This is a genomic window from Nonomuraea sp. NPDC050540, assembly GCF_044457485.1.
In the GTDB taxonomy this organism is placed as follows: domain Bacteria; phylum Actinomycetota; class Actinomycetes; order Streptosporangiales; family Streptosporangiaceae; genus Nonomuraea.
In genome coordinates this window covers 492,509-504,898 of the sequence record NZ_JBITHA010000007.1, presented here as the reverse complement: position 1 = coordinate 504,898, position 12,390 = coordinate 492,509, and the positions used below count along the sequence as shown (strand labels likewise).

Below are 12,390 nucleotides of genomic sequence, written 5' to 3'. Positions count from 1 at the left end.
ACCGGCGATCAGCAGGGGATCGTGGAGCCGCGGGCGACCCCGGCGCCGTTCCGAAAGCGCGTGGAGACGCGTCAGCGCAGGAGGACGGCCACGGCGAGCACCACGTACCCGGTGGACAGGCCGAGGAAGGTGATCGTGTCCACCCAGCGCATGCCCCGGCTGTCGGCCAGGTCGGGGCGGACGGCGGCGGGGAAGAAGGAGAGCGGGGCGAGCCAGGAGAAGAACGCGATGAGCGCCAGGGCCACCGCGGGCGGGTCGGGGACGGCGGCGCCGAGCGCGATGAGGATCGTGCCCATCATGAGCAGTTCGATGTGGCCCTGCCGGATCCGGCGGGGGTCGCGCAGGCCGCGGCGCAGCCGTTCGGCACGCGGGGTGCGGGTGATGTAGACCATGAACCAGCCCGTCAGGACCCCCACGGTCAGTTCGAGAACCCCCAGCTTCACCAGGAACGGCACGGCCCGTCTCCCATCGTCTCACCGAAGAAGTCTTGCACGGCGGGCAGCACCTGGTATCCGTTGTGCGCCGCCCCCGGCACGACGTCGAGCCGGGCGTCGATGCCCGCCTCCGCGAAACCGCGGTGCAGGCTGTTCAGCCGGTCGATCCGGGTCGGCCCGGCGGCGTCGGCTCCCCGCACCCACAGCTCGTCCCGCTCGGTCACGGTGATCTCCCAGGTGTCGGTGTCCTCCGCGCCGATGACCATCTGCACGGCCACCTCGCGCATCGCCTCCAGGTCGGGCCCGGCGCCGAAACGCCGGGTGAAGTCCTTCGTGCCCGCCCACCACGGCCACCGCGGGTCGAGCAGCGTGACCAGGCCGGGCGCGCCGATCGACACCGCGCGCAGCCGCCGGGGGTGCAGATAGAAGAAGCGGTGCGCGAACTGGCCGCCGCCGGAGAAGCCGTGCATCAGCATCCGGGAGCCGTCCACGCGGTACTTGGCGGCCACCTCGTCCACCATCGACAGCAGCACCCGGTCGAACCGGATGCCGCCGTGGTCCAGGAACTTGTAGTCGTGCAGCTCGTCGCGCCGCCCGATGCCGGCGGGGAAGAGCGGCGCCAGCACGACGCAGCCGTGCTCCCGGCAGAACGCGGCGAACCGGTCGCGGTACTCGGCCGCGGTGCGGTCGGTGCCGTGGACGACGACCACGAGGTCGTAGCGCCGCTCACCGGCCTCGTCGTAGTCCTCCGGCACGTACAGGCAGTAGGAGAAGCGCTGGTCGGCCGCGCAGGCGAAGAAGGGGGTGTGCCCGAGGTCGTAGTAGCTCAGCTCGATGCCGTGGCGGCGGGGCGCGGTCACAGCTGCGGCCTCCACGCCGCGTCCGCGTACCAGGGCAGGGCGGCGGTCACGGCCGCGCCGACCTCGAACACCGTGGCGTCGTCGTACGGCCGGCCGACCACCTGCACCCCGGTGGGAACCCCCAGCTCCGAGCGGCCGGAGGGCACGCTGAGCACCGGGCACCGGCTGGCGAGGTTGAACGGCACCGTGAGCGGCGCCTCCAGGTTGTGGTCCAGGACGACCCCGTCGACCACGAGCGGCGTGCCGAGGTAGTCCTCCCCGGCCAGGAGCGCGGGCGTGCCGGAGGCGGGGCACAGGAGCGCGTCGAAGCGCCGGAAGATCGCGGCCAGGTCCTCGTGCACGCGCGCCTCGATCTTCAGCGCGCCGTAGAAGCCGGTCTCGGCGGCCGCCTTCAGGCTGCGCTCCATGAAGTCGCGGGCGTAGCGGGTGAGGCCGTCACCGTGGGCGGCCACCTCCTCGGCCACGATGGGACCGAAGATCGCCCCGTAGTGGGCCCACGCCGCGCGCATGATCTCGGCCCGCGTCCAGGGCAGCTCGACCTCCTCGACGACGGCTCCCGCCTCGGTGAGGGCGCGCGCGGCGTCCCAGGTGGCGGCGACCACCTCGGGTTCGACGGCGTAGTCGCCCAGCCGGACGCAGACGGCCACGCGCCGCCCCGCCAGCGATCCCGAGTAGGGCGGGATCGGCGGCGGCGCGGGCAGCGAGACGTGGTCGCGCGGGTCCTGGCCGGCGATCACGTTCTGCAGCAGCGCGCAGTCGGCGACGGTCCTGGCCATGGGCCCGTCGTGGCAGTAATGATCGAGGTTGTACGGCGGCAGCGCGGGCACCCGGCCATAAGGCGGCTTGTACCCGACGACCCCGTTGAAGGAGGCGGGGATGCGGATCGAGCCGCCGATGTCGGAACCGGTCGCGAGCACCGCCGTCCCCGCCGCGAGCGCGGCGCCGGAGCCGCCGGAGGAGCCGCCGCTGGAGTGCTCCAGGCTCCACGGGTTGCGGGTGACGCCCCACAGGTCGCTGTGGGTGAACCCGGCCGCGCAGAACTCCGGCGTGGTGGTGCGCGCGTGCACGATGCCGCCGGCGGCGACGATGCGATCGACGATGGGGTGCGTGACGTCGGCGACGTTGTCGCGCAGCAGCAGCGAGCCGTCGCGCAGGGGGCGCCCGGCGATGGGCTGCTCCTCCTTCAGCGCCACGGGCAGTCCTTCCAGCGGCCTGGCGGTTCCGCGCAGGTAGCGGTCCGCGGCCTGCCCGGCCTGCTCCATGGCCTGCTCGAACCACCGCTCGGCGAACGCGTTCACCTGCGGCTCGGCTCGCTCGGCCCGCGCGAGGACGGCCTCCAGCAGTTCGACGGGCGACAGCTCGCGGGCCGCGAACCTCGCCAGCGCGTCGGTGGCCGGCAGGTAGGCCAGTTCGCTCACCGGTTCTCCTTCAGGTCGTAGACGGCATAGGCGCCCTGGTCGGGTGGTCCGGCGCAGACGTGCAGCCGCCGGGCGCGGATCTCGGCGATCGTGGAGATCACGGTCGCGATGTCGATGCCGGGCGCGTCGGCGGCGTGGTGGCACAGGGCGTCCGGCGCTCCGTCGCGGTCGGCGAGGACCGCGGCCAGCTCCCGGGGGCCGGCGTGCGGGCCGGCCTCGGCCAGCAGGGCGCGCAGCCGTTCCAGCCGGGCCGTGGAGTTGCGCAGCCACGACGGCGGCGCGTTCTCCTCCTCGGCGCGCTCGGTGAGGAAGTGGTTGGTGTGCAGGAGCGTGCCCCCGGCCGGTTCGAGCCGGCCCACGCCCGACGGCGTGGTCTCGATGTCCAGCGCGCCGTCGTCGTCGGCGATGAGCAGGTTGCGCGGCCCGGTGCGCGGCACGGCGGTGACCGCCCGCGCGGCGCCGTGCCGGTCGGTCTGGCCGAGCGCCAGCCGGGTGAGCAGGTACCGCGGCACGCCGGTGCCCCACTGGGCGGTGCGCAGGAAGTTGCCGAAGACGGCGACGCCGGCCTCGTTCATGCCATGGTGGCCGAGCTGCCCGGCGGGGGTGACGGTGAGCAGCGCCGGTCCGCCGGCGGGCCGGCGGCGCAGCGCGACGAACAGGGGAGCGGTCTCCGGCGGCAGGTCGGCGTTCTGCGCGGCGATCGGCCCGCCGGGACGCGACGGGCCGACCAGCGCCAGCGAGCTGCATTCGGGCGCGGCGGTGTTCCAGCCGGTCAGCTCGGCGCGCAGTTGCAGGATCCAGCCGTCGGCCGCGCTCAGGCCGGCGCCCTCGCCCACGCCGTCCACCTCGGCGGCCAGCTCCGGCGCGACCGCGGCGGTGACCTCACGGACGGCCAGCGCGTGCCCGCGGGCGGCGGCCGGGTCCAGGTCGCGGACGATCATCTCGTGGTGGCGCCGCACCAGATCGCGTACGGCCTCGCCGTACGCCTGGCCGGCGGCCCGGCCGTCGCCGGGAACCTCGACCTCGATCAGCCGGACGGGAGTGCTCACCCGCCCACCTCCTTCCTGACGGGGCTGCGCCTGGCGTGCAACGAGGGCACGGCCGAGACCAGCTCGCGGGTGTAGTCGTGGCGGGGGTCGGAGTAGATCTGCTCGGCCGGGCCGAGCTCGACCAGCTCCCCGCCGCACATCACGCCGATCCGGTCGGCGATGAGCCGGACCACGGCGAGGTCGTGGGAGATGAACACGCAGCCGAAGCCGGTGCTCGCGCGCAGCTCGGCCAGCAGGCCGAGGATCTGCGCCTGGGTGGAGACGTCGAGGGCGGAGACCGGCTCGTCGCAGATCAGCGCGCGCGGGCGGCAGGCGATCGCGCGGGCGATGGCCAGCCGTTGCCGCTGGCCGCCGGAGAACTCCCGCGGCAGCCGTTCGGCGTGCTCGGGGCGCAGCCCCACCTGGGTGAGCAGGCCGGCCACCCGCTCGCGGCGACCGGCCGCGTCGAGGCCGGTGTGCAGGAGCAGCGGCTCGGCGATGCTCGCGCCGACCCGCATCATCGGGTTCAGCGAGCCGAGCGGGTCCTGGAAGACCATCTGCAGGTCGCGGCGCCTGGCCCGCAGCGCGCGGCCGCGCAGCCGGGCCAGGTCGGCGCCGTCCAGCAGGACCTGGCCGCGGTCCGGCCGCAGCAGGCCGGCCAGCATGCGGGCCGTGGTGGACTTGCCCGACCCGCTCTCGCCGACGATCGCGAGCGTCTCGCCCGCCGCCACCGCGAACGAGACCTCCCGCACAGCGGGCTTGCCCCGGAACGCCTTGACCAGCCCCCGAGCTTCAAGAACACTCATCGGCGCACCCCCGCCAGCGTGAGCTCCCGGCTGCGGGCGCAGCGCACCCGCCGGGACCCGGTGACCTCGACCTCGACGGGTGTTCCGTCGCAGACCCCGGGCCTGGTGTGCGCGCAGCGCGGGCTGAACGCGCAGCCGGACGGGAGCGCGCCCGGCGCCGGCACCACCCCGGGGATGGCCTCGGGCGGGCGGCCGTGCATGGCGTTCTCCGGCGCGGCCGCCAGCAGCGCCGCGGTGTACGGGTGGCGCGGCGCGTCGAACACCTCGCCCACCTCGCCCTCCTCGACGAGGCAGCCCGCGTACATCACCGCGAGGCGGTGACAGGTGCCCGCCACGACGCCGAGGTCGTGGGTGACCAGCAGCAGCGCCATGCCGAGTTCTTCCTGCATGCGGACCAGCAGGTCGAGGATGCGGGCCTGCACGGTCACGTCCAGCGCGGTGGTCGGCTCGTCGGCGATCAGGACGGCCGGCTCGCAGGCCACCGCCATGGCGATCATCACGCGCTGTCGCATGCCGCCGCTGAAGGTGTGCGGGTACTCGGCGGCGCGCCGGCCGGGCTCCTTTATGCCCACCGCACCGAGCAGTTCGACCGCCCGCCGCGCCGCCGGCCCCCGCGCCAGGCCGAGGTGGCGCCGGAGCACCTCGGCGACCTGCTCGCCCACCGTGATCGCGGGGTTGAGGCTGGCCATCGGGTCCTGGAAGACCATGGCGATCCGGCGGCCGCGGATGCCGGCCAGCGTCCGGGGATCGGCGGAGAGGAGGTCGGTCCCGTCCAGGCGTACCGAGCCTGCGGTGACGGTGACGCCGCGCGGCAGCAGGCCGAGCAGCGCGAGCGCGGTCATCGACTTGCCGGACCCCGACTCGCCGACGAGCCCGGCCGCCTCGCCCGCCTCCAGCCGGAAGGACACCTCGCGCACCAGCGGGACGCTCCCGCCGCCCGAGCGCGCGGCAATGGACAGGCCCTCGACCTCCAGCAGCGTGCTCATACGTGCTCCCGATCCCGGCGGGCCAGCGCGTCGCGCAGGCCGTCGCCGACTGTGTTGAACGCCAGCACCGCCACGAGGATGACCACGCCGGGCAGGATGACCAGCAGCGGCGCCTGTTCCAGGTGGCGTACCGCCCGCTTGAGCATCGAGCCCCAGCTGGCCAGCGGCGGCTGCACGCCGAGGCCGAGGAAGCTCAGGCCGGCCTCGGCGAGGATGGCGTAGCCGAAGGTGAGGAAGACCTTGACGATGAGCGGCGTGCTCACGTTGGGCAGCACGTGCCGCAGGATGATCCGCGGCGTCGAGCATCCGCCGACGATGGCCGCCTGGACGTAGGTCTGGCCGCGTACGGCCAGCGCCGAGCCCCTGACCACCCGGTAGAAGCCCGGCGCGTAGACCACGCCGACGGCCAGCATCGCGTTGGTGAGGCTGGGCCCGAGCGCGGTGGCGATGGCGATGGCCAGCACCAGGCCGGGGATCGACAGCACCGCGTCGGCCACGCGGGAGACGACCAGGTCGAAGCCGCCTCCCAGGTAGCCGGCGAGCAGGCCCAGGGGCACTCCGCCCACCGCGGCCACGGTGACGGCCAGCAGGGAGGCGCCCAGCGAGACGCGGGTGCCGTACATGAGCCTGCTGAGCACGTCGCGGCCGGACTCGTCGGTGCCGAGCCAGTGCGCGGCGCTCGGCCCCTCCAGCCGGCGCAGCAGGTCCTGGTCGACCGGATCGTAGGGGGCGATGAACGGCGCGGCCACGGCGACCAGCACGAACACCGCCAGCGCGGCCACGGCGAGCACGACGTCCGCGCGCCCGGACAGGCGCCGCCACACGGTCATGCCGCCTCCCCGGGGGTGAGCCAGCGGTAGGCGAGGTCGACCGCGAGGTTGGCGGCGACCACGACCAGCGTGCTCGCGATCACGATGCCCTGCAGCACGGGCAGGTCCTGGCGGGTCACGGTGGACTCGGCCAGCGTTCCGAGGCCAGGCAGCCCGAACACCGTCTCCACCACGACCGCGCCGCCGAGCAGCTGGCCCGTCTCCAGCCCGATCACCGTCACGTACGGCACGGCCGCGTTGCGCAGCGCGTGCTTGCGCAGCACGGTGACCGCGAGCAGGCCCTTGGCCCGCGCCGTCCGCACGTAGTCGGTCTCCAGCACGTCGGCCAGCGCCGCCCGGAGCTGGCGGGTCGGCTCGACCGCGGCGGCCAGCCCCAGCGTCAGCGCGGGCAGCGCCAGATGCGCGGAGAACGCGCCGAACCCGTCGCCGATCGGCCGGTAGCCCGTGGCGGGGAAGAGCGGATAGGTGATCGCGAGGGCGAGGATCAGCAGCAGCCCCAGCCAGAACGACGGCGTCGCCACGGCCAGCGCGGTGCCGGAGGAGATGGCCCGGTCGAGCCGGCCGCCGGGCCGCAGCGCCGCCAGCGTGCCCAGCGGGACGGAGATCAGCACGGCGACGGCCATCGCGGCGAGGGCCAGCGAGAGCGTCACCGGCAGCCGCTCGGCGAGGATCTCGGTGACCGGCTGCGAGTTGTACAGCGAGGTGCCGAGGTCGCCGGAGAGCGCCGCCGCGGCCCAGCTCACGTACCGCACGGCCACCGGCTGGTCGAGCCCCATCCCGGCGCGGACGGCGGCGATCTCCTCGCGTGTGGCGTGCTCACCGGCGATGTGGATGGCCGGATCGCCGGGCACCAGCAGCGACAGGCCGAAGGTGATGATCGAGACCACGAACAGCACCACCGCCGCGCCGGCGAGCCGCTTGAGCAGGAAGACGGGCATGACGGCTCAGCCCATGCCGACGACGCGGATGTCGTCGTATCCGGTCAGCAGCCGCTCGAAGTCGCGCACCTTGTCGTTGGTGGCGAAGTACAGCTTGCGATTGCAGATGGGGACGTTGTAGGCGTGCTCGGACGCGAGCTTGACGATCTCCCGGTAGCCGCTCTCCCGCTCGGCGGGCTCGGTCGCGGCCCGCGCCCGCTCGGCGAGCTCCTCGATGCGCGCGACGCTCAGGTCGCCCGGGTTGTTGAGCCCGCCCTTCAGGTAGTCCTGCTGGGTGATGAGGCCGGGGTCGGGTGCGGCGGCGCCGATCTGGCTGAGCAGGGCGTCGGCCTCGCCGCGGTTCTGGTAGAGGTCGATGGACTGGTCGGCGCTCATCGGCCGCAGCTTCATGTCGACGCCGACCTGCTTGAACTGATCCTGTACGGCCTCGCCCACCTGCACGTACGCCGTGTTGTTCCACACCAGCGCGGTGAAGGAGAAACCGCCGGCCAGGCCCGCCTCGGCCAGCAGCCTCCTGGCCTTGTCCGGGTCGTAGGGGTAGGCGCCGTCGAGGGCCGCCTCGTGCGCCCAGTGTCCGGCGGGGGCGGGCTGCACGGTGGGCAGGCAGGAGTTCAGCAGGAGCTTCTCGGCGATGGTGCGGCGGTCGACGGCGTGGTTGAGCGCCTGCCGTACGCGGGGGTCGCCGAACTTGGAGCGGGCGGTGTTGATGTTGATCTGGTAGACCAGCCCGGTCAGGAACTCGTTCACCTTCAGCCCGGACTCGCGGGCGGTGTCCACCTGTTCCGGGCGGATGAGCGTGGCGTCGTACTGGCCGGAGCGCACGCCGTTCAGCCGGGTGTCGTCCTCGTTGACGAACGACATCTCCAGGCCTTTCATGCGCTGGGCGGCGGGGTCGTAGTAGCCGGTGAACGGCTGGTAGACCACGCGGTCGTCGCGCCGGTAGGCGGTGACGCGGTACGGGCCCGAGCCCACCGGGGCCCGGTCCAGATCCGGCTTGTCGAAGGCCGCGGGGCTGATGAGCGCGCCGCCGCGATGGGCGAGGGCGTTCAGCAGGGCGCTCTCGGCGCCGGTGAAGGAGACGGTCACCTTGCCGTCCGCGACCGCGACCTCGGTGATCATCTTGAGCAGCGCCTTGGCCGTGGAGCCCTGGGCGTTCCTGGCGCGCTCCAGGTTCGCCCGCACGGCCTCGGCGTCCAGGGCGCTCCCGTCGTGGAAGCGGGCGCCGGAGCGGAGCGTGAAGGTCGTCTTCTTGCCCTTGCGGCTCCAGGACTCGGCCACCATGGGGCCGATCCGGCCGTCGGGGCCGACCGTGACCAGGCGGTCGTAGATGGGGAAGAGGTAGAGCTCGTCCCAGGCGGTGGAGGCCTTGTGCGGGTCGAGGGTCGAGGGGAAGGCGGTGTAGGCGAAGCGCAGGACCCCGCCGCCGCCCGCGGTGGAGCGGGCGGGTTCCCCGCCGCCGCGCGCACATCCCGCGCCAAGGGCGCAGGCGGTGAGCACGGCCAGGGAGGCCGCTGCGACGCGGCCGGTCAGACGTGACATCTGAGCCTCCTTACGGATGCAACTCCTCCCAGCACGCACGGCTGAGATTGGCAATGTGGCCCCGTGCCCCCGCGACTCCCGGCAGCCCGCCGGGCAGGATCGCGGGCACCTCGTCGGTGTAGACCGCCAGGACGTAGCGGGGCTCCCCGCCCGCGAAGAAGACACCGGCGTCGCTGACGTCCCGCCAGCCGGCGCCGCTTTTGTGCGCGACCGGCGTGCCGTACGGCAGCAGCGCCGGCAGCGCGTCCCTGAACTGCTGGCGGCGCAGCACGTCGAGCGCGAACGCGCACAGGCCGGGCGGGCACCCGAGGCGCTCGGCGGCCGCCTCCTCCCCGGCGGCGCCGCGCGCGATGAGCTCCAGCAGGCGCGCCTGGTCGTCCGGCGTCGTCGTGTTCGTCGCCTCCACCGGATGGTCGGGCGCGAGCGGGGGGATGAGCGCGTGCCGGTGGCGGGTGGCGGTGAGCCCGGCCGTCTCGCACCATTGGTTGACCGCGTCGAGCCCGATCCGGTCCAGGACGTGCGCGGTGGACAGGTTGTCGCTGAGGATGATCATGAGGGTGACCGTGTCGCGCAGCGACAGGGACAGCCCGGCGTCCAGGTGTTGCAGAAGGCCGGTGAACACGCGGTCGCGGTAGCGCCCGTCGATGACGACGCGGTCCTCCAGGTCCAGCTCGCCCCGGTGGACCGCGCGCAGGACCGTCATCATGACCGCGACCTTGCGGGTGCTGGCCGCGGGGAACAGCCGGGACCCGTGCCGTGAGGCGGCCCCCGCGCTCTCGTCGAGGCCGATGAGCGACCAGCCCGTGACGAAATCCTGGGCCTCGCACAGCTCGTCGAGACGCCTGGCCGCTCGTTCCAACTGATGCATGACGGGGACTCTAGGCCAAATCGATTTGGCATCACAAGGGCCGATGACAAATCGATTTGGCAGAAGGGCTTAAGGTGGCCCCATGAAGACCTCAAGGGCACGCCCGAGGATCCGTGACGTCGCCGAGGCGGCCGGTGTGTCGGAGACGACGGTCTCCCACGTGCTCAACAACAAGGGAAGGGTCGACGCCGCGACGCGGGCCAAGGTGGCGGAGGTGGCCGAGCGGCTCGGCTACCGGCCCAACAGCAACGCCAAGAGCCTGCGCTCCGGGCGCACCGACACGATCGCGCTACTGCTGCCGGTCGGCGTGGACACCACCAACAGCCACCACATCCTCGCCGTGGACTTCTACCTCTCCCTCACCATGAACTGCGTGGAAGCCGCCTTCGACCGCGACCAGGCCCTGCTGCAACTGCCCCCGCTGCGCGAGCTCGGCGACCTGCGCAGGTTCAGCATCGACGGCGGGATCGTCGTGGACCCCGTGCCGCAGGATCCGCGGGTGGCCATGTTCCACCAGCTCAACGTGCCGGTGGTCACCATCGGCAGGGACATCGCCCGCCCCGGGGACCCGTGGTGGGTGGCGGCCGACAGCGTGGCCAGCACCACGGCGGTGCTCGACCACCTCGCCGAGGCCGGGGCCGAGCGCGTCGCGATGCTCTCCGTCGACATCGAGTGGTCGTGGTTCACCGACGCGGAACGCGCCTACGCCGAGTGGTCGCGGGCGCGCGGGCGCGATCCGCTGCTCGTGCTCGCCAAGCCCGACAAGCTCCCGGGCAGCGCCGCCGAGGCCGCGAACGCGCTGCTCGACCTGCGTCCCGACGCGGTCTACGCGCCGCCGCAATGGCTGGCGACCGGGCTGCTGCGCGCGGCGCGCGAACGCGGCGTACGCGTGCCCGGCGACCTGCTCGTCTCGGTCGGCGTCGACAGCCACCTCGCCCGCACCAGCGAACCGCCGCTCACCGCCGTCGACCTCGACCCCGCCCGCACCGCCAGGGAGGCCGTCGACCTGCTCGTCCGCCGCATCGAGAACGGTGAGCCCGCAGGCCCCCGCCTCATCCCGGTCGGCCTGCACCCCCGCGCCTCCACCCTCGGGCGGGAAGGAGCCGGAACCGTCGTCTCGTAGAGGGTGAAACCCCTGCTACGTTATTTGCCCATATCTGTGCTTTTGTCGGGGAAGCGCTTTTGTCGGGGAAGCCGAGGCGGCGTGGGCAAGTCGAGCATTCTGTCAGTGATCGGCTGGACGCTGCTGTCCGTCCTCGTGCCCGGCGCCGCGCACCTGCGCGCCGGCAGGCGGCGCACCGGAATCGTGATCCTCGCACTCTACGTCCTGCTGCTCGCGACGCTGACGACGGTCGTCCTGGTCAACGGCAAGCAGCTCGCCGGACTGGTGGCGGACCCGTCGCTGCTGACCGCCCTGATCGTCGGCTGCGTGGCCGGGGGACTGGCCTGGTCGGGCGTGGTGGTCGCCTCGTACGTGGCGATGCGGCCGGGCAGCCTGCCGCGCCGGGCGCAGGCCGCCACCGGGGCGGTCGCCGGGGTGCTGGCCGTGGCGGTGGCGGTGCCGTTCACCTTCGTGGCGGCGACCGCGCGCACCTCCAACGAGGCGATCGGCGAGGTGTTCAAGGAGGCCGCCACCAAGCCGATCGACCCCAAGGACCCCTTCGACGGGCGCCGGCGCCTCAACATCGCCCTGCTCGGCGGCGACGGCGCCGCCTCCCGGCAGGGCGTGGGCATCAGGACCGACAGCATCAACGTCGTCAGCATCGACGTGAAGACCGGGAACTCGGTCCTGTTCGCGCTGCCCAGGGAGATGGAGAACGCCCCGTTCCCGCCGGGAAGCGCCATGGCCAAGCGGTTCCCGCCGCCCAAGAACTTCTGGCTGCCCCCCGGCCAGGGCCGGGGCAGCGCCGACCTGCTCAACAGCGTGTGGGCGTACGCCGACGCCCACCCGGAGGTCGCCGGCCACGCCCGCACCCGCGCCGGAGACGCGCTCAAGGGCGCGCTCGGCCAGATCCTCGGCCTCAAGGTCGACTACTACATGATGGTCAACATGTGGGGCGTGGCCCGGCTGATCGACGCGCTGGGCGGCGTCACCATCAACGTCGAGCGCGACATCTGCTACGGCGTCGGCCGCAGCGACGGCGGCGTGGTCAAGGCCGGCACCCACAAGCTCAACGGCGAGCAGGCCCTCTGGTACGGCAGGGCCCGCGACCACCCCGGCAGCAGCTGCGCCGGAGGCGACAACAGCACCCGGATGAAGCGCCAGCAGTGCGTCATGAACGCGATGCTCAGCCAGCTCCAGCCGGCCAACGTGCTGCTGAAGTTCAACGCGCTGGCCCGCGCGGCCAAGAGCACGTTCGTCACCGACATCCCTCGCGACCTGCTGGGCGAGCTCGTCCCGCTGGCCGACCGGGTCAAGTCGGGCCGGGTCTCGACGATGAACTTCGTGCCGCCCGCCTACAACCCGGCCTACCCGGACTTCCCGCGCATCCGCAGGGCCGTACGGACCGTCACCACCGGCGGCACCACGACCCGGCCCACACCGTCGTCCACGAGCACGGCCACCCCGTCGCCCTCGGCCGGAGTCACCAAGAGGCCCAAGCCGACCGGCGGGGTCTCCAAGCTGGGCTCCACCTGCGCGGCCTGACCCCCGGGAGGGGGTCATTTTTGTCGCCGGGCCCGG

Annotated in this window: 12 protein-coding genes; 2 read left to right on the top strand and 10 right to left on the bottom strand. The window is 73.3% G+C overall.

The window, feature by feature from the left end; genetic code table 11:
* Positions 1 to 71 precede the first annotated feature (71 nt).
* The 10 genes from ACIBI5_RS26610 to ACIBI5_RS26565 are packed head-to-tail and all read right to left on the bottom strand — an operon-like array spanning position 72 to position 9,707.
* Positions 72 to 455 carry a hypothetical protein gene (locus ACIBI5_RS26610; protein ID WP_379624864.1) on the bottom strand — a complete coding sequence of 128 codons (384 nt, stop codon included), beginning with the start codon at positions 453 to 455 and terminating at the stop codon, positions 72 to 74.
* Complete coding sequence (locus ACIBI5_RS26605) at positions 440 to 1,294, bottom strand: hypothetical protein (RefSeq protein ID WP_397251201.1); 855 nt, start codon at positions 1,292 to 1,294, stop codon at positions 440 to 442. Before ACIBI5_RS26605 ends, ACIBI5_RS26610 begins: the two co-directional genes overlap by 16 nt.
* Positions 1,291 to 2,712 carry an amidase gene (locus ACIBI5_RS26600; RefSeq protein WP_397251200.1) on the bottom strand — a complete coding sequence of 474 codons (1,422 nt, stop codon included), beginning with the start codon at positions 2,710 to 2,712 and terminating at the stop codon, positions 1,291 to 1,293. Before ACIBI5_RS26600 ends, ACIBI5_RS26605 begins: the two co-directional genes overlap by 4 nt.
* On the bottom strand, positions 2,709 to 3,761 hold the full coding sequence (locus tag ACIBI5_RS26595; protein ID WP_397251198.1) for a C45 family autoproteolytic acyltransferase/hydolase: 1,053 nt from the start codon (positions 3,759 to 3,761) through the stop codon (positions 2,709 to 2,711). The genes ACIBI5_RS26600 and ACIBI5_RS26595 overlap by 4 nt, the downstream gene beginning before the upstream one ends.
* Positions 3,758 to 4,546: an ATP-binding cassette domain-containing protein gene (locus ACIBI5_RS26590; protein WP_397251197.1), complete on the bottom strand. Its 789-nt coding sequence runs from the start codon at positions 4,544 to 4,546 to the stop codon at positions 3,758 to 3,760. The genes ACIBI5_RS26595 and ACIBI5_RS26590 overlap by 4 nt, the downstream gene beginning before the upstream one ends.
* Positions 4,543 to 5,532: an ABC transporter ATP-binding protein gene (locus ACIBI5_RS26585; RefSeq protein ID WP_397251195.1), complete on the bottom strand. Its 990-nt coding sequence runs from the start codon at positions 5,530 to 5,532 to the stop codon at positions 4,543 to 4,545. Before ACIBI5_RS26585 ends, ACIBI5_RS26590 begins: the two co-directional genes overlap by 4 nt.
* Positions 5,529 to 6,362 carry an ABC transporter permease gene (locus ACIBI5_RS26580; RefSeq protein ID WP_397251194.1) on the bottom strand — a complete coding sequence of 278 codons (834 nt, stop codon included), beginning with the start codon at positions 6,360 to 6,362 and terminating at the stop codon, positions 5,529 to 5,531. Before ACIBI5_RS26580 ends, ACIBI5_RS26585 begins: the two co-directional genes overlap by 4 nt.
* Positions 6,359 to 7,300: an ABC transporter permease gene (locus tag ACIBI5_RS26575; protein ID WP_397251192.1), complete on the bottom strand. Its 942-nt coding sequence runs from the start codon at positions 7,298 to 7,300 to the stop codon at positions 6,359 to 6,361. The genes ACIBI5_RS26580 and ACIBI5_RS26575 overlap by 4 nt, the downstream gene beginning before the upstream one ends.
* Before the next feature lie 6 nt (positions 7,301 to 7,306).
* Positions 7,307 to 8,839: an ABC transporter substrate-binding protein gene (locus ACIBI5_RS26570; protein WP_397251190.1), complete on the bottom strand. Its 1,533-nt coding sequence runs from the start codon at positions 8,837 to 8,839 to the stop codon at positions 7,307 to 7,309.
* 10 nt (positions 8,840 to 8,849) lie between these two features.
* Entirely contained in the window at positions 8,850 to 9,707 is an 858-nt protein-coding gene (locus ACIBI5_RS26565; RefSeq protein ID WP_397251188.1) for a serine hydrolase, read from the bottom strand.
* An 82-nt stretch (positions 9,708 to 9,789) separates the two neighbouring features.
* On the opposite strand from ACIBI5_RS26565, the gene ACIBI5_RS26560 reads away from it, so the two are divergent.
* Both ACIBI5_RS26560 and ACIBI5_RS26555 read left to right on the top strand, forming a co-directional pair.
* The gene (locus ACIBI5_RS26560) at positions 9,790 to 10,830 is read left to right on the top strand and encodes a LacI family DNA-binding transcriptional regulator (RefSeq protein ID WP_397251186.1); all 1,041 of its coding nucleotides are present in this window, start codon (positions 9,790 to 9,792) and stop codon (positions 10,828 to 10,830) included.
* A 105-nt stretch (positions 10,831 to 10,935) separates the two neighbouring features.
* The gene (locus tag ACIBI5_RS26555) at positions 10,936 to 12,354 is read left to right on the top strand and encodes an LCP family protein (RefSeq protein WP_397251184.1); all 1,419 of its coding nucleotides are present in this window, start codon (positions 10,936 to 10,938) and stop codon (positions 12,352 to 12,354) included.
* The last annotated feature ends 36 nt before the right edge of the window (positions 12,355 to 12,390 follow it).